The sequence below is a fragment of the Trabulsiella odontotermitis genome (genome assembly GCF_001297775.1).
Lineage (GTDB): Bacteria > Pseudomonadota > Gammaproteobacteria > Enterobacterales > Enterobacteriaceae > Trabulsiella > Trabulsiella odontotermitis.
In genome coordinates this window covers 243575-261567 of sequence record NZ_LIFX01000001.1, presented here as the reverse complement: position 1 = coordinate 261567, position 17993 = coordinate 243575, and the positions used below count along the sequence as shown (strand labels likewise).

Here is a 17993-nt window from a genome sequence, read left to right as displayed (position 1 = left end):
TCAGGCTTCCTCATCCAGCAGCAGTGTGTTGAGCGCTTCCAGCACGCTCGCCGGGGTAATATCGATCAGGCTCTGATGATAACCTTCTGCGGCATCGCCTTTACGTACCTTGTGATAGCCGGTAATCAGGCGAATCACCTTCGCTTTATGGGACAGCGGCGGCGTGAAATCCGGGCTGCTCGGGCCATAAAGCGCAATCAGCGGGCGGTTCAGCGCGGCGGCGACGTGCATCAAGCCGGAGTCGTTACTGACGACAGCGTTACAGGCGGCGATCAGGATCACCGCCTGTTCCAGCTGCGTTTCACCGGCCAGATTGCGACACCAGGCCTGCTGCTCAATGCTGAGCGTCGCCAGAATCTCGTTACCCGCATCGTGATCTTTCGCCGAGCCAAACAGGACTACCTGATAGCCTTCGTCGATCAGCTGTTTTGCCAGTTCGGCGTAGTGGTAGTGCGGCCAGCGCTTGGCCGGGCCAAATTCGGCGCCCGGACAAAAGCCGATCATCGGCCGTTCCGGTGAGAGGTCAAATGCGCTACAGGTCTGCGATTTTTCACCGTCGGAAACCTGCAACTGCGGCCACAGCAGCGGCTGCGGTAAATCTTTGGCAGAGCGCATCACGCCTTTGTCATAAGCCAGCGCGACGTAACGTTCCACCATCAGCGGCCAGGCGGCTTTATCCAGCACGCGCGCATCGTTGAGCAGGCCATAGCGCATTTCGCCACGCCAGCCGGTACGCAGCGGAATGCCAGCGAAGAAAGGCACCAGTGCGGATTTAAACGAATTTGGCAGGACGTAAGCGCGATCATAGCGGCGTTCGCGCAGGCTGTGCCCGAGTTTACGGCGAGCGCCGATTTCCAGCGCGCCGTGACCCAGCGGCATGGGGATCGCCTCGTTCACTTCCGGCATGCGCGATAAAAGCGGACGGCACCACGCGGGTGCCATCACATCAATGATCGCCTGAGGATAACGCGCCTTGAGCGTGCGATAGAGACTTTGCGACATCATCATGTCGCCCACCCAGGACGGGCCTACTACCAAAATTTTCATCGTTATTCTTTTATGCGTCGCGGTTCAGCCAGGCCATATATTCCGTTACCCCTTCGGCGACGGTTTTGAACGGCTTATTGTAGCCCGCCGCACGCAGGTTCGTGAGATCCGCCTGAGTAAATGCCTGATAGCGGCCTTTCAGTTTATCCGGGAACGGAATGTATTCGATGCTGCCTTTTTTGTGGAAGGCGAGCGTCGCATCGGCCACGGCCTGGAAAGATTCCGCGCGACCGGTACCGAGGTTAAAGATGCCGGAAACGCCGTTTTCCCAGAACCACAGGTTAACCGCTGCCACATCGCCAACGTACACAAAGTCGCGTTTAAAGTTGTCGCTGCCTTCAAACAGTTTCGGGCTTTCGCCGTTGTTGAGCTGCGTGTTGAGGTGGAATGCCACGCTTGCCATGCTGCCTTTGTGACCTTCACGCGGTCCGTAAACGTTGAAGTAACGGAAACCGACCACCTGAGAATCCGCTTCCGGCAGGATCTGACGAACATATTCATCAAACAGGAATTTCGAGTAGCCGTAAACGTTCAGCGGTTTTTCGTATTCGCGGGATTCGATAAAGTCAGAAGTCCGGCCGCCGTAGGTTGCTGCCGAAGAAGCGTACAGGAACGGAATTTCGCGCTCAAGGCAGTAGTGCAGTAGCTCTTTGGAGTACTGATAGTTGTTATCCATCATGTACTTGCCGTCCCACTCGGTGGTGGAGGAGCAGGCACCTTCATGGAAAATCGCCTCGATGTCGCCGAATTCTTCGCCCGCCATAATCTGGATCAGAAAGTCTTCTTTATCCATATAATCGGCGATGTTCAGGTCCACCAGGTTGGCGAATTTGGTGCCATCTTTCAGGTTGTCTACCACCAGAATGTCGGTAATACCTTTGTCATTCAGTGCCTTGACAATGTTGCTGCCGATGAAGCCAGCGCCGCCGGTAACGATGATCATAACGATAACCTTTGAAATGTGGATGACCGGGACTATCCCGGACACTAATGCCTCTTATCATATCATCAGAAGAGAAACCCTTCAGCCATTCCCCGATACCTCACAGGGTTACACGTGATTTATGCTGCAAAAAATGCACTTCATACTCTGTCATCTCGTAAGGAAGTATAGCTTTGGGTAATATGTGCCAAATTTAGCCGAATCTGGAGAGTTGCAATGCGTGGGGATTTTTACAAACAGTTAGCCAATGACCTCGATACCGCTCGTGCTGAAGGGTTGTTTAAAGAAGAACGCATTATCACGTCTGCCCAGCAGGCGGATATCACTGTCGGCGACGGCAGCCATGTCATTAACTTTTGCGCCAATAACTACCTCGGCCTGGCGAACCATCCGGCGCTGGTTGCGGCGGCAAAAGCAGGAATGGACAGCCACGGCTTCGGAATGGCATCCGTCCGTTTCATCTGCGGAACGCAGGACACGCACAAAATGCTGGAGAAAAAACTGGCGGAGTTCCTCGGTATGGAAGACGCCATTCTGTACTCCTCCTGCTTTGACGCCAACGGTGGTCTGTTCGAAACGCTGCTCGGCGCGGAAGACGCGATTATTTCTGATGCGCTGAACCATGCGTCGATCATCGACGGCGTGCGTCTGTGTAAAGCGAAGCGCTTCCGTTATGCCAACAACGACATGCAGGAGCTGGAAGCGCGGCTGAAAGAAGCACGCGACGCGGGCGCCCGCTATGTGCTGATCGCCACCGATGGCGTGTTCTCAATGGATGGTGTGATCGCCAACCTGAAAGGCGTGTGCGATCTGGCGGATAAATACGATGCGCTGGTAATGGTCGATGATTCCCACGCGGTCGGTTTTGTTGGCGAAAATGGTCGCGGTACGCATGAATATTGCGACGTGATGGGCCGTGTGGACATCATCACCGGTACGCTCGGCAAAGCGCTCGGCGGCGCGTCCGGTGGTTATACCGCCGCGCGCAAAGAGGTGGTGGAATGGTTGCGCCAGCGTTCCCGCCCGTATCTGTTCTCCAACTCCCTCGCTCCGGCGATCGTCTCTGCCTCCATTAAAGTGCTGGAAATGCTGGCGTCTGGCGCTGAACTGCGCGATCGCCTGTGGGCTAACGCGCGCCTGTTCCGCGAAAAAATGACCGCCGCTGGCTTTACCCTGGCCGGTGCCGACCACGCGATTATCCCGGTGATGCTGGGCGAAGCGACGGTCGCGCAGGAATTTGCTCGCGAGCTGCAAAAAGAAGGTATTTATGTCACCGGCTTCTTCTACCCGGTGGTACCAAAAGGTCAGGCGCGTATCCGTACCCAAATGTCGGCGGCGCACACGACTGAACAGATTGAACGTGCGGTAGAAGCCTTTACCCGCATCGGTAAACAACTGGGCGTCATTGCCTGAGGATGTGAGATGAAAGCGTTATCCAAACTGAAAGCGGAAGAAGGGATCTGGATGACCGACGTGCCGGAACCGGCTATGGGTCATAACGATCTGCTGATCAAAATCCGTAAAACAGCCATCTGCGGAACGGATGTACACATCTACAACTGGGATGAGTGGTCGCAAAAAACCATTCCGGTACCGATGGTCGTGGGCCATGAATATGTCGGTGAAGTGGTCGGCATTGGTCAGGAAGTGAAGGGCTTTAACATCGGCGATCGCGTCTCCGGTGAAGGCCATATTACCTGTGGACACTGCCGCAACTGCCGCGGCGGTCGTACGCACTTATGCCGCAACACCATCGGCGTGGGCGTCAATCGTCCGGGCTGCTTTGCGGAATATCTGGTGATCCCGGCATTTAACGCCTTCAAAATCCCGGACAACATTTCTGATGATTTAGCCTCCATTTTTGACCCGTTTGGTAACGCGGTACATACGGCGCTCTCCTTCGACCTGGTCGGTGAAGATGTGCTGGTCTCTGGCGCAGGCCCGATCGGCGTCATGGCGGCCGCGGTGGCGAAGCACGTGGGTGCACGTCATGTCGTTATCACTGATGTGAATGAATATCGTCTTGAGCTGGCGCGCAAAATGGGCGTCACCCGCGCGGTTAACGTCGCGAAAGAAAACCTGGCCGATGTGATGGCCGAGCTGGGTATGACCGAAGGGTTTGACGTCGGTCTGGAAATGTCCGGTGCGCCGCCCGCGTTCCGCACCATGCTCGACACCATGAACCACGGTGGCCGTATCGCGATGCTCGGTATTCCGCCATCAGACATGTCTATCGACTGGACCAAAGTGATCTTTAAGGGGCTCTTTATTAAAGGGATCTACGGTCGTGAAATGTTTGAAACCTGGTACAAAATGGCAGCGCTGATCCAGTCTGGCCTGGATTTGTCGCCGATCATCACTCACCGTTTCGGGATTGATGATTTCCAGAAAGGCTTCGACGCCATGCGTTCTGGTCAGTCCGGAAAAGTGATTTTAAGCTGGGATAAGTAAGCCCGTGATTGCCGGGGGCGCGTTCGCGCTCCCGGTTAAACGCCCGATCGCCTCGACTGAATTGTCCCCAGCACGGCTTCCACACCGGAAACATAATGTTCAATCGCGTACTGGCTGCGCACCTGTTGCTGACCGTTTTGCGCGAGCCGCTGGCGCAGCGACGCATCCTGCCAGATACGGGTGAGATGATTTTCCAGCATTTTCACATCGCTCCACGGAAACAGCAGACCGGTTTGCTCATGCTGAACCAGCTCCTGCGTCCCCGTCACGTCTGAACCCACCACCGGAATGCCGAGCAGCATCGCTTCAAGCACCACCCGCGGCAACCCTTCGCTGCTGGAAGCAAGAACAAACGCGTCAAAGGCTGCCAGATAATCAAAAGGATTATTTTTAAAGCCGGTAAAGATCAGATGCTCCGCAATCCCCAGCGTTCTGGCCTGCGCCTCCAGCGCGTCGCGCTCCGGCCCTTGCCCCACCAGCATCATTTTCCAGTTCGCCTCAGGATGCTGCTGGTGGAACTGTGCCAGCGCTGCCAGCGTATGATGATTGGATTTGCGTGCGAGTAGCGACCCGATGCTACCGAAGACGAAGGTCTCGGGCGTAATGCCCAGCGTGTCGCGCATCTGCTGGCGATCCGGCAGCGGCTGGTTGACGTCGATGGCGTTGTTTACCGTCATGCAATACGACGCCGCCACGCCATTTTTCAACAACACCCGTTCCACGCCCTGCGAAACGGCGATAATTTTATCAATGCGTTGATTGACCAGGGACACCAGCGACGGCGTGAGCGCGGGCTCAATGCGGCAGTGCTGCACCAGCGCAACAGGAAGGTCGGCAACGGCGTGGTAGCCTTCCTCGTTTGAGCCTGGCTGATTGTTCATATACAGAACGTCGTAACCGCCGTCTTTCAGCAGCTGGCGCAACTGTTTCGCGTTCGGCTGGATACGCCACAGGTTGTCCATCTTACGGGTGAAGGCTTTGCGGGCGTCGCGGGAGAAAAAGAGCAGGCTGCGGCCAATCTCTTTGACCACTTTCGCCCAGCCTGGCTGGCGGCGGGCAGGCAGCAGGATCATCGGAATACCAAACCCGGCCAGCACCTCTTCAATCGTCTGACCCTGATCCCGGCGATAGTTATAGTAAAAACAGCAGGTGATATCGAACCGCTCACGGTCGATACGCTTAAGCAGTTCCAGCATACTGTTGGTACCGCCGCCCCACTCCTTGCCACTGTCAAAAAGCAAAATTTTCCGTCGCTGTGGCACCATGACTCTGTTCTCTGTCCGCTAAACCTGCTGGCATTATAAAGATTTCGGATGGATATTCAGCGTTTTTGTTACAGAAACGGCTACTATTAAAATCAGAAACAATCTCGCTAAAAGTGTGAGATCTCATATTTTTCTGTCATACACATGTGCGTAAAATTCACCGGCACCGCTTTTTGGTGTCACATTATTATCGTGGGATAGACATGTTTAAATTGACCGTTTGCTTGCTGACGTATAATTCTGAGCGCTTGCTGCACAAAGTCATTCCGCCATTAATCACCATTGCGGATGAATTTGTCGTGATTGATTCTGGCAGTACCGATAAAACAATAAATATTTGTGAAGGATATGGATTAACGCCAATCTATAATCCATATAGTATGCACGGCGAACAAATGAATGTTGCTATAAAACATTCTTCCAATGATTGGGTATTATGCGTTGATAGCGATGAAATCTTCGACGAGCCAACCCTCGAATTCATTCAGACATTAAAAGCAGGCGAAACGCCGTCACCAGAGTACGGCTGGCGCATCTCCCGCTTCTGGTATGTGCTGGGCGAGCAAACGCGAACCATTTACCCCATCTCTTCTCCGGATTTCCCGGTACGTCTGTTTAACCGCAATCATGCGCGGTTTAATCTGCGCCCTGTCGACGATAAAGTGGAAGGCACCGGGGAAACGTTTACTATTCCCGGACATGTCAGGCACGACACCTTTTATTCGCTGCACGAAGTCTTTAGTAAACTGAACAGCTATACCACGCGGCTGGTAAAATATCAGAAAGTCCGACCCTCAATTGCGCGTGGAATCATTAGCGCTATTGGTGCATTTTTTAAATGGTATTTGTTCAGCGGTGCCTGGCGGCAAGGAAAAGTCGGCGCCGTAACCGGACTTTATGCCACGCTCTATAGCTTTCTTAAATACTTCAAAGCCTGGTATCAGTATCAGGATAATAAAAAATCCGTGGCCGATAAGCACACGGATTCTCATACCGTTTAGTCTTTTTTGTTCCAGCCCTGCCACTGGTGCTGATAGTACTGCACCAGTGTGCTCTGGCTGATGCTTTCACCAATCACCGTAAAGAAACGCGTTGCGTAAACGGGTTCAGGCGGTTTTTTCGCTTTGCACAGCTTCACGCCCCGAAACGGATTGCGCGGCGGCTGCGTATTCTTCGGTGGCGTGGAGGTATCTACCTGCGGCTCGTTGAGCAGGCTGCTCGGGCGCACCAGCGTGATGTCCGGCGGCAGGCTGTAAATCATCTGCTGCAAAACCCGCACGGTTGACGGGTGCGGGTGGCCGATGGCGATAGCGGAGCCGTTACGTCGCGCCAGTTGAATCGCGCGGTTGAACTGATAACGAATGTCCGCCTCGTTTTGGGTGTCATCCAGAAACACCTTACGTTTGATCACCTTCACGCCGGTACCGGAAGATGCACGCAGTGCCTGGCTGTTGCCGATGGTCATGCTGTCGAGGAAATAGAGATTGTAGCGGCTGAGCGACTGCATCACTTTTTCCATACCGAACAGGTTTGAGGTCATCGCGCTGCCCATGTGGTTATTCAGACCCACGGCGAAAGGCACGTTGTTGACCGCTTCACGGATGATGCGATCGATCTCATCGCTGTTCATCTCCGGGCGCAGCGTATCTTTTTCCAGCGGCTGTTTGCTGAGCGGTGCCATCGGCAGATGAATCAGCACTTCATGGCCGCTGTTATGGGCCTTGGTCGCCATTTCACGGGCGTGCGGCGCGTTGGGCAGCACCGCCACGGAAAGTGTGGCAGGAAGCGCCAGCACCTGATTTTCGGTTTGCGGGCGGTAGCCAAAATCGTCAATGACGATAGCGAGTTTTCCGGCGAACGCCGGGGCAGCCATCGTCAGTAACCCGGCGATGGAGAGAACAATACGACGAAATTGAAGCAAAACTTATCTTCCCAACCACGGCTGTGGATTGACCGCCTGACCCTGGCGACGAATTTCGAAATAGAGCGACGGTCGACCCTGACCTCCGCTGCTGCCCACGAGGGCAATCGGCTGACCTGCGCGCACCTGCGTGCCGACGCTGACCAGCGCGCTCTGATTGTAGCCGTACAGGCTCATGTCGCCTTTACCGTGCTCAACCACCACGACCAGACCATAGCCCTGCAGCCAGTCGGCGAGGATCACGCGCCCGTCGGCGATGGCTTTAACTTCCGTTCCTTCCGACGCACCGATGACCATCCCTTTCCAACGTAGCTCACCCTGTAGCGGTTCGCCATAACGATGAAGCGTGGGACCGCGAACCGGCCAGAAGGCCTGACCGCGCGGCGAGCCGAGACCGCCGGTGCGCGACATCAGCGAGCGCTCACTTTCGGTAGGTTTATAGGTGGTGCCTTTGCGGGAGGCTTCCTGCTGGCGATCACGCACGGCCTGCGCCTCACGGGCTTCACGTTCCGCCCGGGCCCTGGCGGCGGCTTCCGCCTGCGCGATGCGGTTGCGCATGCGGGATTCGTTCGCCCGCAGTTCGCTTAACTGCTGCTGACCCTCCTGAATGGAAGATTCCAGCCCGGAAAGCGTTTTCTTACGTTCGTTTCGCGCCTGTTCCAGCTTCGCCTGCTGCGCTTTTTGCTCGTAAAGCAGGGTCTGCTGCTGGCTCTGTTTCTCTTCCAGCTCCGCTTTTTGCGTGGCGACCTCTTCGCGCGTCTGCTTTAGCTGACCGATAGTTTCCTGACGCGCCTGGTTGAGATAGCCAAAATAGGCCTGCAAACGCTGACCGCGCTGGCTCTCTTCGCCGCTCAGAATGAGCTGAATGCCGGTATGCTGACCCTGACGAAACGCCGCGTCCAGCTGGGCCGCCAGATTGCGTTCCTGCTGCGCTTTTTGCTTCTCCAGTTTCGCGATGGAGGCATTCATCGCATCAATTTGTTTATTGAGCTGGGCGAGGGTGTTCTGGGTTTCACGCAGGGCGCGCGCGGCGGCGGAAATCGCCTCTTCCTGCGTTTTAAGCTGAGCGAGCAGTGAGGCGCGTTGCTGCTGCTGCTGGCGTACCGCGCGCTCTTTGGCGGCGATATCGGCCTGAATGGATTTCAGCTGATCGCGATCATCAGCCTGGGCAGATGCGGCGCACAGCAATACGCCAGCGCTGAGTGCGCTGGCGTAAAGTACAGACCGGACAGCGGCCGCGGTCCATGTCATTGAATAAGTCGCCTTTCCCCTCATGGGGAAGGATTATTCCACGATGAACAGCGCCTTACCAGTCATCTCTTGCGGGATTTCCATTCCCATCAGCGTCAACATGGTTGGCGCGATGTCGGAAAGTTTACCGCCTTCAACGGCTTTCACCGTTTTTGGCCCGACGTAAATCAGCGGAACCGGCAGGTTGGTATGCGCGGTATGCGCCTGGCCGGTTGACGGATCACGCATCTGTTCAGCGTTGCCGTGGTCTGCGGTGATCAGCAACTGACCGCCAACGGATTCCACTGCGTGGGTCACTTCGTCGATGCAGTGATCCAGCGCTTCAACCGCGTGAACCGCCGCTTCAAACACACCGGTATGACCGACCATATCGCCGTTCGGGTAGTTACAAATAATGGTGTCGTATTTGCCACTCTTGATGGCACCGACCAGTTTTTCCGTCAGCTCGGCGGAGCTCATTTCCGGCTGCAGATCGTAGGTCGCCACTTTCGGGGAGTTGATCAGAATGCGGTCTTCACCGGCAAACGGCTCTTCAACGCCGCCGTTAAAGAAGAAGGTCACGTGCGCGTATTTCTCGGTTTCAGAGATACGCAACTGGGTCTTGTCGTTTTTCGCCATCCATTCGCCGTAGGTATTGGTCAGCGACGCTGGCGGATATGCGCAGGCGGCTTTGATGTCCGCGGCGTATTCAGTCAGCATGACGAAATCAGCCAGTTTCACCACTTTCTTACGGGCGAAGCCGTCGAAATCGGCGTTCACGAATGCACGGGTGATTTCACGGGCACGGTCAGCGCGGAAGTTCATGAAAATCAGCGCGTCGCCGTCCTGCATGGCGGCATCAGCCTGACCCGCAGCGCGAACCACGGTCGCTTTGACGAACTCGTCGTTTTCATCGCGGGCATAAGCGGCTTCAAGGCCTGCTACCGCGGTGTCGGTCTGGAACTGGCCTTTCGCCTGGGTCAGCAGATCATACGCCTGCTCGACGCGATCCCAACGGTTGTCACGATCCATCGCGTAGTAGCGACCTATGATCGACGCCACGCGGCCTTTACCGAGCGCAGCGAATTTCTCTTCAAACGCCTGCAGCGACGCTTTCGCGCTGCGCGGCGGAGTGTCGCGACCGTCAAGGAACGCGTGCAGGTAGATTTTTTCCGCACCGCGCTCTACGGCCAGTTCCACCATCGCCATAATGTGATCTTCATGGCTGTGCACGCCGCCCGCGGAAAGCAGGCCCATGATGTGCACGGCTTTGCCTGCGGCAGCGGCTTTATCAACAGCGGCGTTCAGCACCGGGTTGGTAAAGAATTTACGGTCTTTGATTTCAACATCAAGGCGGGTCAGATCCTGATACACGATGCGGCCCGCACCGAGGTTAACGTGACCCACTTCGGAGTTGCCCATCTGGCGATCCGGCAGACCAACTTCCAGGCCAGACGCGTCGATCAGCGTATGCGGGCGTTTTGCCCACAGCGCGTCCATGACAGGGGTTTTAGCGGAGTAAATAGCGTTATCCTGCTGGTCTTCACGGTAGCCATAACCATCCAGAATAACCAGAACCATAGGTTTTTTTGAAACCGACATTGCGACAACCTCATGCTCAAAAGACAGAAATTTTGCGTAATTTTACTACAGCTGAATCGATCAAATAGCCACAGAAGATCAAGAAAAGCGGTGGAGTGTGATATCGGTCAGGGGTCATTTCAGCAATTTTTCTCGTTCTATGCCGCAGAAAAGCGAATAGCTAATGCTCACCGGCTAACGCGCAGGTATACTCCTTTCCTGGTTTTTTAATCACTCAGTCGGGAGTCGTTACCCCCCATGCAAGAAATTATGCAATTTGTCAGTCGCAACCCCATACTGTGTATCGCGTGGGTTGCGTTACTGGTGGCCGTCCTGTTCACCACCTTCAAAGGGTTAATGTCTAAAGTTAAGGTTATTACCCGTGGCGAAGCAACGCGTCTGATTAACAAAGAAGACGCCGTCGTGGTGGATTTACGCCAGCGCGATGATTTCCGTAAAGGTCACATTGCAGGCTCCATCAACCTGCTGCCCAGCGAAATTAAAGCAAATAACGTCGGCGAACTGGAAAAACACAAATCTCAACCCATTATTGTGGTTGACGGATCCGGACTGCAGGCGCAGTCACCTGCGGGCGAGCTCGCTAAAGCCGGTTTCGCCCAGGTTTATGTACTGAAAGAAGGTATCGCAGGCTGGAGCGGTGAAAACCTGCCTCTGGTCAAAGGTAAGTAAGGAGCGACGTGATGGCCAATATCGAGATCTATACTAAAGCTACCTGCCCGTTCTGCCATCGCGCTAAAGCGCTGCTGAACAGCAAAGGGGTGACGTTTCAGGAACTGCCGATCGACGGCGATGCGGTGAAGCGTGAAGAGATGATTAAGCGTAGTGGCCGTACCACGGTTCCGCAGATTTTTATTGATGCACAGCACATTGGCGGCTGTGATGACTTGTATGCGCTGGACGCGCGTGGTGGACTCGATCCTCTGCTCCGCTGACGCAATTTAAGGACACAACACTAAGGGTTTTCACATGTCAGAACAAAATACCGCAGAAATGAATTTCCAGATCCAGCGTATTTATACGAAGGATGTGTCATACGAAGCGCCGAACGCGCCACACGTTTTCCAGAAAGACTGGCAGCCAGAAGTTAAACTGGATCTGGATACCGCGTCCAGCCAGCTGGCGGAAGGTGTTTTCGAAGTGGTTCTGCGCGTTACCGTAACGGCGTCTCTGAATGACGAAACGGCGTTCCTGTGCGAAGTCCAGCAGGCGGGTATCTTCTCTATCGAAGGTATCGAAGGCAACCAGATGGCGCACTGCCTGGGTGCTTACTGCCCGAACATCCTGTTCCCGTACGCGCGCGAATGCATCACCAGCCTGGTTTCCCGCGGTACTTTCCCGCAGCTGAACCTGGCACCGGTCAACTTTGATGCGCTGTTCATGAGTTATCTGCAGCAACAGGCTGGCGAAGGCGAACAACCGCATCAGGATGCCTGATGAACGCCGCTAACGCTTCAATGACTGTCATCGGTGCCGGCTCCTACGGCACCGCTCTTGCGATCACGCTGGCGCGCAATGGCCACAACGTTGTGCTGTGGGGCCATGACCCGAAACACATCGCCACGTTACAGCACGATCGTTGCAACGCCGCTTTTCTCCCGGATGTTCCTTTCCCTGATACGCTTCGCCTGGAAAGCTCGCTGACCGCGGCGCTGGCCGCCAGTCGCGATATTCTGGTCGTGGTGCCAAGCCATGTGTTCGGCGACGTTCTGCAGCAGATCAAACCCCTGATGCGCCCTGATGCGCGGCTGGTCTGGGCGACGAAAGGCCTGGAAGCTGAAACCGGGCGTTTGTTGCAGGATGTGGCGCGCGATGTGCTGGGCGATGCGATCCCGCTGGCGGTTATTTCCGGCCCGACGTTTGCCAAAGAGCTGGCGGCTGGTCTGCCGACGGCAATTTCCCTGGCTTCCACCGACCCTGCTTTCGCTGACGATCTTCAACAGTTGCTGCATTGCGGCAAAAGCTTCCGCGTCTATATCAACCCGGATTTCATCGGCGTCCAGCTGGGCGGTGCGGTGAAAAACGTGATTGCTATCGGCGCCGGGATGTCTGACGGCATTGGCTTCGGCGCCAACGCGCGTACGGCGCTCATCACCCGCGGGCTGACTGAAATGTCCCGTCTTGGCGCGGCGCTGGGTGCTGATCCGGCGACGTTTATGGGCATGGCAGGGCTTGGTGATCTGGTGCTGACCTGTACCGACAACCAGTCCCGTAACCGCCGTTTTGGCATGATGCTCGGCAAGGGCATGGATGTTCAAAGCGCGCAGGACAGCATCGGCCAGGTGGTTGAAGGCTATCGCAATACCAAGGAAGTCCGCGCACTGGCACACCGTTTTGGTGTGGAAATGCCAATAACCGAGGAAATTTATCAGGTATTGTATTGCGGAAAAAACGCGCGCGAGGCAGCATTGACCTTATTAGGTCGCGCACGCAAGGACGAGCGCAGCAGCCACTAGTCGCAAGGAACTTTGTCCCCTAACGACCCGGCCAGCGCAGAACTGGCCGGTCGTCATGATATCGTCTGGAGTATGCAATGTCGTGTGAAGAACTGGAAATTGTCTGGAACAACATCAAAGCCGAAGCCCGGGCGCTGGCTGACTGTGAGCCTATGCTTGCCAGTTTTTATCACGCAACGCTCCTCAAGCACGAAAATCTCGGCAGCGCGTTAAGCTACATGCTGGCGACCAAGCTGGCATCACCCATTATGCCCGCCATCGCGATCCGCGAAGTGGTGGAAGAGGCGTATGCCGCCGACCCGGAAATGATCGCTTCCGCGGCCTGCGATATTCAGGCGGTGCGCACCCGCGACCCGGCGGTAGATAAATACTCCACGCCGCTGCTGTATCTGAAAGGTTTCCACGCGCTACAGGCGTATCGCATCGGTCACTGGCTGTGGAATCAGGGCCGTCGCGCGCTGGCGATTTTCCTGCAAAATCAGGTTTCTGTGACGTTTCAGGTTGATATTCATCCGGCGGCGCAAATTGGTCGTGGCATTATGCTTGACCACGCTACCGGCATTGTCGTTGGTGAGACGGCGGTCATCGAAAACGACGTTTCTATCCTGCAATCAGTCACTCTCGGTGGTACCGGGAAAACCAGTGGCGATCGCCATCCGAAGATTCGTGAAGGGGTGATGATTGGCGCTGGCGCGAAAATCCTCGGCAATATCGAGGTCGGGCGTGGCGCGAAAATTGGCGCAGGTTCCGTTGTGCTACAGCCGGTTCCACCGCACACCACCGCCGCAGGTGTACCGGCGCGTATTGTCGGTAAACCTGACAGCGATAAACCGTCGATGGATATGGATCAGCACTTCAACGGCATTCACCATACCTTCGAGTATGGCGACGGCATCTGACTCGTAGGCCCGGTAAGCGTAGCGCCACCGGGCATTTTGCTACCGTAGCACGGCGCCAGGGTATCCCAGCTGGCGCCAGGCTTCATACACCACCACCGACACCGCATTCGACAGGTTCATACTGCGGCTGTCCGGCATCATCGGTATGCGTATTTTTTGCGCCGGCGGCAGCGCGTCCAGAATTGTCGCGGGCAGCCCACGCGTCTCGGGGCCAAACATCAGAAAATCCCCGTCCTGATAGCTGACAGCGCTGTGCGCGGGCGTGCCTTTGGTGGTCAGGGCAAACAGACGCTGGGGTTTTACGGCGTCGAGAAACGCGGCGTAATCCGCATGGCGGGTGACGGCAGTAAATTCGTGATAATCCAGCCCGGCGCGGCGCAGACGCTTGTCGTCCCAGGCAAAGCCCATCGGTTCGATGATATGCAGACGAAAGCCGGTATTGGCGCACAGACGGATAATGTTCCCGGTATTGGGCGGGATTTCAGGTTCGAATAAAACGATATTTAGCATGCTGCCCCCTTAATAGCGGGGGCAGAATAGCAGATCTGCGTCGATTACGCCGCGCTTCCGTGTGCCAGCGGAGCCAGCGCGGCCTTCAGGTGCGCCGCTTCCTGCACCAGCGATTCGCGGCTGATCTCATGAATGGTTTTCGCGCCGGTCAGGGTCATCGCCACTTTCATCTCTTTCTCAATCAAATCGAGCAGGTTCGCCACGCCTTTGCGGCCGTGGGTCGCCAGCGCGTAGAGATACGCACGACCCAGCAGTACGCTGTCGGCACCCAGCGCAATCATGCGCACCACGTCAAGTCCGTTGCGAATGCCGCTGTCGGCCAGAATTGTGATATCGCCTTTCACCGCATCGGCGATGGCGGGCAGGGCGCGCGCAGACGAAAGTACGCCGTCAAGCTGACGACCGCCGTGGTTAGAGACCACAATGCCGTCAGCGCCAAAGCGTACCGCATCGCGCGCATCTTCCGGATCGAGGATCCCCTTGATCACCATCGGGCCGTCCCAGAATTCGCGGATCCACTCCAGGTCTTTCCATGAAATGGAAGGATCGAAATTGTTCGCCAGCCAGCCGATATAATCTTCCAGCCCGGTGGGTTTACCGAGATACGCGGAGATATTCCCCAGATCATGCGGGCGTCCGTTGAGGCCCACATCCCATGCCCACTGCGGGTGAGTGACGGCCTGCCAGTAACGGCGCATTGCAGCATTTGCGCCACTCATCCCGGAATGGGCGTCGCGATAACGGGCGCCAGGCGTCGGCATGTCGACGGTAAACACCAGCGTGGAACAACCCGCCGCTTTGGCGCGTTCCAGCGCATTGCGCATAAACCCGCGGTCGCGCAACACATACAACTGGAACCACATCGGACGTTTGAGGGTGGGAGCCACTTCTTCGATAGGGCAAACGGACACGGTGGAGAGGGTAAACGGAATGCCTTTATCATCGGCGGCGCCCGCGGCCTGCACTTCGCCACGACGGGCATACATGCCGCACAGCCCGACCGGGCCGAGCGCGACCGGCATCGACAGCTTTTCGTTAAACAGCGTGGTGTCGAGGCTCAGGTCGGACATATTTCTGAGTACCCGCTGGCGGAGCGCCACTTGCGACAGATCTTCCACGTTGCGGCGCAGGGTATATTCCGCGTAGGCGCCGCCGTCGATGTAGTGGAACAGGAACGGTGGCAGGATGCGCTGTGCTGCTGCCCGATAGTCGCTTGCTGCTGAAATAATCATGCTTACTTCTCCCTGGGAAACGCGGTCGGGTCACCGGGCAGGCGGGTGATTCGCGCCTGGCGGGCCTGATCTTCATCAAAACGTTTAATGGTGGTATGGACGAATCCTAAGTGAGCCATCATCGCCTGACGCGCCCCTTCGGCGTCTCCGGCGACAATGGCGTCCAGCACGGCCTGATGCTGCTCCGTCAGCTTTGCAAAGACCGGTGGCACGAGATACATCCGCTGACGGCTCTGTTTAACAGACGACTGCAACACGTCAAAAAAGCCGCGCATGGTCTGCAGCAGCACCACGTTGTGCGAGGCTTCAGCGATGGCGAGGTGAAAACGGACGTCCGCCTGAGAGGCGATATCCGGATCTTCGCTCAGCGTGGCGTCAAAACAGAGACGGATTTTCTCTTTATCGGCTTCAGTGGCGCGGAGCGCGGCGTGCCAGGCGGTGCTGGTTTCAATGGCGTGGCGGGCTTCGAGAATGTCAAAGCTGTAATCGGGATCATCCGCCATCAGGGTTTTCAACGGCTGCACGATGTTGTGCTCGGACCAGGACTCATGCTGCCAGCGGACGAACGTCCCGCCGCCGCGACGGCTGAGCAGCACGCCTTCCGCCACCAGTTTCGCCAGTGCCTCACGCAGTGAATTGCGCGACACGCCAAGTTGCAAGGCCAGCTGACGCTCGGCGGGCAAACGCATGCCCGCCTCCAGCTGTTGTTCTTCAATCAGCGCCCGCACACGATCAGCTACCTCGTCTGCAAGACGCCGGGGCATCACTATCATGGAATCATCCAGGTTAAGACATACGCCTGAAGCGTGGTGATCACGCCCACCATGCAGGTGAAAATCAGGCTGTGTTTTACGGTAAAGCGGAACAGGTCAGACTCTTTCCCCACCAGACCAACCGCCGCACAGGCGATGGCAATAGACTGTGGGGAGATCATCTTGCCGGTTACGCCGCCGGTGGTATTGGCGGCCACCATCAACACGTCGGAGACGCCAATCTGCTGCGCGGCCGTGGCCTGCAGGGCGGCAAACAGCGCGTTCGACGAGGTATCCGAGCCGGTCAGGAACACGCCCAGCCAGCCGAGGAACGGTGAGAAAAAGGTAAAGGCGTTACCGGTATGCGCCAGCGCCAGAGCCAGCGTTGACGAAAGGCCGGAATAGTTCGAAATAAAGGCGAACGCCAGCACCATGCCGATCGAATAAATGGGCAGCGCCAGTTCTTTCAGCGTGGTGCCGAACGTCGCCACGGCGTCTTTGGGTTTCATGCGCAGCCAGATGACAGACAGGATCGCCGCAAACAGAATGGCGGTGCCGGTGGCTGAGAACCAGTCGAATTTATAGACCGCCGCGTACGGTGTGGCGTCGTGAACCACGGGCGGCATGCGGGCGACCAGCTTATCGAGGAACGGCACGGAAATATTCACTACCCAGTGATACAGCGCGCCGCCCGGCGCAAACAGCGCTTTGAAGGGCGGAACGCTCCACAGCGTAACCGTGGCGGTCAGAAACAGGAACGGCGACCAGGCGCGAACCACCTGTCCGGCGGAGTAATGGGTGCGCGCCAGTGTCTGATCCACCAGCGATGCGCCCATATCGGCAAAGCGGAAAATGCGCACCGGCTGCCAGCGTTTCAGGAACAGCGTCAGGCACACCAGCGACACCAGTGAGGAGATGATGTCCGGCAGCTCCGGGCCGATAAAGTTTGAGCTGAGGTATTGCGCAATGGCGAACGAACCACCTGCCACCATCACCGCGGGCCAGGTCTCTTTAATCCCACGCCAGCCGTCCATGATCGCCATAATCCAGAACAGCACAATGATGGTCAGAAACGGCAACTGACGACCCACCATCTGGCCGATTTCAAAGCTGTCGAGCCCGGTCACCTGTCCGGCGACCAGAATCGGGATGCCCATCGCGCCAAAGGCGACCGGCGCAGTGTTAACGATGAGGCACAAACCTGCGGCATAGAGCGGATTAAAACCAAGGCCGACCAGCAGCGCGGCAGTAATCGCCACCGGCGCACCAAACCCTGCCGCGCCTTCGAGAAACGCGCCGAAAGAGAAGCCGACGATCAGCATTTGCAAACGCTGGTCCGGCGTAATCGACAGTATTGATGACCGGATGATGTCGAACTGCCCGGTTTTCACCGAAATCTTGTAAACGAACACCGCGGCGATGATGATCCACGCGATCGGCCACAGGCCGTAAAAGAAGCCATAGACGACGGAGGCCAGCGCGTGATCGACCGGCATTTTGTAGAACAACAACGCCACCAGCAGCGCGATGCCGACCGTCCAGCTTGCCGCGACGTAACCCTTCAACTTGAGCTTAATCAGGGCGAAAAAGAAGAACAGGATCGGCAGCGAAGCCACCAGGCTCGACAGCCAGAGATTCCCGGCCGGGTCATAGTTTTGTTGCCAGAGGTTCATGCAGGTCTCCAGGGG

At 56.5% G+C, this 17993-nt stretch carries 18 protein-coding genes; 8 read left to right on the top strand and 10 right to left on the bottom strand.

The features are described from left to right. Both rfaF and rfaD read right to left on the bottom strand, forming a co-directional pair. Window positions 1-1047, bottom strand: a complete 1047-nt coding sequence (gene rfaF, locus AOY23_RS01175) for an ADP-heptose--LPS heptosyltransferase RfaF (RefSeq protein ID WP_054178030.1) — start codon at window positions 1045-1047, stop codon at window positions 1-3. A 10-nt stretch (window positions 1048-1057) separates the two neighbouring features. Then, window positions 1058-1990: an ADP-glyceromanno-heptose 6-epimerase gene (gene rfaD, locus AOY23_RS01170; RefSeq protein ID WP_054178029.1), complete on the bottom strand. Its 933-nt coding sequence runs from the start codon at window positions 1988-1990 to the stop codon at window positions 1058-1060. 216 nt (window positions 1991-2206) lie between these two features. Between rfaD and kbl the strand changes: the two genes are divergently transcribed. Together kbl and tdh are read left to right on the top strand one after the other, a co-directional pair. Further along, window positions 2207-3403 (top strand): glycine C-acetyltransferase, encoded by a 1197-nt coding sequence (gene kbl, locus AOY23_RS01165; RefSeq protein WP_054178028.1) that lies wholly within the window; start codon window positions 2207-2209, stop codon window positions 3401-3403. Window positions 3404-3412: 9 nt separating this feature from the next. Next, window positions 3413-4441 carry an L-threonine 3-dehydrogenase gene (gene tdh, locus AOY23_RS01160; RefSeq protein ID WP_054178027.1) on the top strand — a complete coding sequence of 343 codons (1029 nt, stop codon included), beginning with the start codon at window positions 3413-3415 and terminating at the stop codon, window positions 4439-4441. Window positions 4442-4476: 35 nt separating this feature from the next. Here the strand turns inward: tdh and AOY23_RS01155 are convergent, their stop codons facing one another. Continuing rightward, entirely contained in the window at window positions 4477-5706 is a 1230-nt protein-coding gene (locus tag AOY23_RS01155) for a glycosyltransferase (protein ID WP_054178026.1), read from the bottom strand. Window positions 5707-5909: 203 nt separating this feature from the next. Here AOY23_RS01155 and AOY23_RS01150 point away from each other — a divergent pair, with 203 nt between their 5' ends. Beyond that, window positions 5910-6707 carry a glycosyltransferase family 2 protein gene (locus tag AOY23_RS01150; protein WP_054178025.1) on the top strand — a complete coding sequence of 266 codons (798 nt, stop codon included), beginning with the start codon at window positions 5910-5912 and terminating at the stop codon, window positions 6705-6707. Here the strand turns inward: AOY23_RS01150 and AOY23_RS01145 are convergent. From AOY23_RS01145 to gpmM, 3 genes are read right to left on the bottom strand one after another with little or no spacing between them, the layout of a single operon-like run. Then, entirely contained in the window at window positions 6704-7627 is a 924-nt protein-coding gene (locus AOY23_RS01145) for a divergent polysaccharide deacetylase family protein (protein ID WP_072170895.1), read from the bottom strand. The two genes, AOY23_RS01150 and AOY23_RS01145, sit on opposite strands and share 4 nt — an antisense overlap. A 3-nt stretch (window positions 7628-7630) precedes the next feature. Beyond that, complete coding sequence (envC, locus tag AOY23_RS01140; RefSeq protein WP_054178023.1) at window positions 7631-8902, bottom strand: murein hydrolase activator EnvC; 1272 nt, start codon at window positions 8900-8902, stop codon at window positions 7631-7633. Window positions 8903-8911: 9 nt separating this feature from the next. After that, window positions 8912-10459, bottom strand: a complete 1548-nt coding sequence (gene gpmM / locus AOY23_RS01135) for a 2,3-bisphosphoglycerate-independent phosphoglycerate mutase (RefSeq protein ID WP_054178022.1) — start codon at window positions 10457-10459, stop codon at window positions 8912-8914. A gap of 237 nt (window positions 10460-10696) precedes the next feature. On the opposite strand from gpmM, the gene AOY23_RS01130 reads away from it, so the two are divergent. From AOY23_RS01130 to cysE, 5 genes are all read left to right on the top strand, one after another. Further along, window positions 10697-11128: a rhodanese-like domain-containing protein gene (locus tag AOY23_RS01130; protein ID WP_054178021.1), complete on the top strand. Its 432-nt coding sequence runs from the start codon at window positions 10697-10699 to the stop codon at window positions 11126-11128. An 11-nt stretch (window positions 11129-11139) separates the two neighbouring features. After that, window positions 11140-11391: a glutaredoxin 3 gene (gene grxC / locus AOY23_RS01125; protein WP_038161020.1), complete on the top strand. Its 252-nt coding sequence runs from the start codon at window positions 11140-11142 to the stop codon at window positions 11389-11391. A gap of 34 nt (window positions 11392-11425) precedes the next feature. Continuing rightward, window positions 11426-11893 (top strand): protein-export chaperone SecB, encoded by a 468-nt coding sequence (secB, locus tag AOY23_RS01120; protein ID WP_054178020.1) that lies wholly within the window; start codon window positions 11426-11428, stop codon window positions 11891-11893. Continuing rightward, window positions 11893-12912, top strand: coding sequence for an NAD(P)H-dependent glycerol-3-phosphate dehydrogenase (gene gpsA, locus AOY23_RS01115; RefSeq protein WP_054178019.1), 1020 nt, complete (start codon window positions 11893-11895; stop codon window positions 12910-12912). Before secB ends, gpsA begins: the two co-directional genes overlap by 1 nt. Before the next feature lie 77 nt (window positions 12913-12989). Then, the gene (gene cysE, locus AOY23_RS01110) at window positions 12990-13811 is read left to right on the top strand and encodes a serine O-acetyltransferase (protein ID WP_054178018.1); all 822 of its coding nucleotides are present in this window, start codon (window positions 12990-12992) and stop codon (window positions 13809-13811) included. 39 nt (window positions 13812-13850) lie between these two features. Here the strand turns inward: cysE and trmL are convergent, their stop codons facing one another. The 4 genes from trmL to lldP are packed head-to-tail and all read right to left on the bottom strand — an operon-like array spanning window position 13851 to window position 17978. Further along, window positions 13851-14321 carry a tRNA (uridine(34)/cytosine(34)/5-carboxymethylaminomethyluridine(34)-2'-O)-methyltransferase TrmL gene (gene trmL, locus AOY23_RS01105; RefSeq protein WP_054178017.1) on the bottom strand — a complete coding sequence of 157 codons (471 nt, stop codon included), beginning with the start codon at window positions 14319-14321 and terminating at the stop codon, window positions 13851-13853. 44 nt (window positions 14322-14365) lie between these two features. After that, a complete protein-coding gene (gene lldD / locus AOY23_RS01100) occupies window positions 14366-15553 on the bottom strand; it encodes an FMN-dependent L-lactate dehydrogenase LldD (protein WP_054178016.1) in 1188 nt (395 codons plus the stop codon). A gap of 2 nt (window positions 15554-15555) precedes the next feature. After that, entirely contained in the window at window positions 15556-16326 is a 771-nt protein-coding gene (gene lldR, locus AOY23_RS01095) for a transcriptional regulator LldR (protein ID WP_054178015.1), read from the bottom strand. Beyond that, a complete protein-coding gene (gene lldP / locus AOY23_RS01090) occupies window positions 16323-17978 on the bottom strand; it encodes an L-lactate permease (protein WP_054178014.1) in 1656 nt (551 codons plus the stop codon). Before lldP ends, lldR begins: the two co-directional genes overlap by 4 nt. Window positions 17979-17993: the final 15 nt, after the last annotated feature.

What these genes read in the sequence shown, in the direction of transcription:
- gpsA (WP_054178019.1), top strand. Translation starts at nt 11,893, where the DNA reads ATGAACGCCGCTAACGCTTCAATGACTGTCATCGGTGCCGGCTCCTAC.
- rfaF (WP_054178030.1), bottom strand. Translation starts at nt 1,047, where the DNA reads ATGAAAATTTTGGTAGTAGGCCCGTCCTGGGTGGGCGACATGATGATG.
- gpmM (WP_054178022.1), bottom strand. Translation starts at nt 10,459, where the DNA reads ATGTCGGTTTCAAAAAAACCTATGGTTCTGGTTATTCTGGATGGTTAT.
- tdh (WP_054178027.1), top strand. Translation starts at nt 3,413, where the DNA reads ATGAAAGCGTTATCCAAACTGAAAGCGGAAGAAGGGATCTGGATGACC.
- secB (WP_054178020.1), top strand. Translation starts at nt 11,426, where the DNA reads ATGTCAGAACAAAATACCGCAGAAATGAATTTCCAGATCCAGCGTATT.
- cysE (WP_054178018.1), top strand. Translation starts at nt 12,990, where the DNA reads ATGTCGTGTGAAGAACTGGAAATTGTCTGGAACAACATCAAAGCCGAA.
- lldP (WP_054178014.1), bottom strand. Translation starts at nt 17,978, where the DNA reads ATGAACCTCTGGCAACAAAACTATGACCCGGCCGGGAATCTCTGGCTG.
- envC (WP_054178023.1), bottom strand. Translation starts at nt 8,902, where the DNA reads ATGAGGGGAAAGGCGACTTATTCAATGACATGGACCGCGGCCGCTGTC.
- AOY23_RS01155 (WP_054178026.1), bottom strand. Translation starts at nt 5,706, where the DNA reads ATGGTGCCACAGCGACGGAAAATTTTGCTTTTTGACAGTGGCAAGGAG.
- trmL (WP_054178017.1), bottom strand. Translation starts at nt 14,321, where the DNA reads ATGCTAAATATCGTTTTATTCGAACCTGAAATCCCGCCCAATACCGGG.
- kbl (WP_054178028.1), top strand. Translation starts at nt 2,207, where the DNA reads ATGCGTGGGGATTTTTACAAACAGTTAGCCAATGACCTCGATACCGCT.
- AOY23_RS01150 (WP_054178025.1), top strand. Translation starts at nt 5,910, where the DNA reads ATGTTTAAATTGACCGTTTGCTTGCTGACGTATAATTCTGAGCGCTTG.
- grxC (WP_038161020.1), top strand. Translation starts at nt 11,140, where the DNA reads ATGGCCAATATCGAGATCTATACTAAAGCTACCTGCCCGTTCTGCCAT.
- lldD (WP_054178016.1), bottom strand. Translation starts at nt 15,553, where the DNA reads ATGATTATTTCAGCAGCAAGCGACTATCGGGCAGCAGCACAGCGCATC.
- AOY23_RS01130 (WP_054178021.1), top strand. Translation starts at nt 10,697, where the DNA reads ATGCAAGAAATTATGCAATTTGTCAGTCGCAACCCCATACTGTGTATC.
- lldR (WP_054178015.1), bottom strand. Translation starts at nt 16,326, where the DNA reads ATGATAGTGATGCCCCGGCGTCTTGCAGACGAGGTAGCTGATCGTGTG.
- rfaD (WP_054178029.1), bottom strand. Translation starts at nt 1,990, where the DNA reads ATGATCATCGTTACCGGCGGCGCTGGCTTCATCGGCAGCAACATTGTC.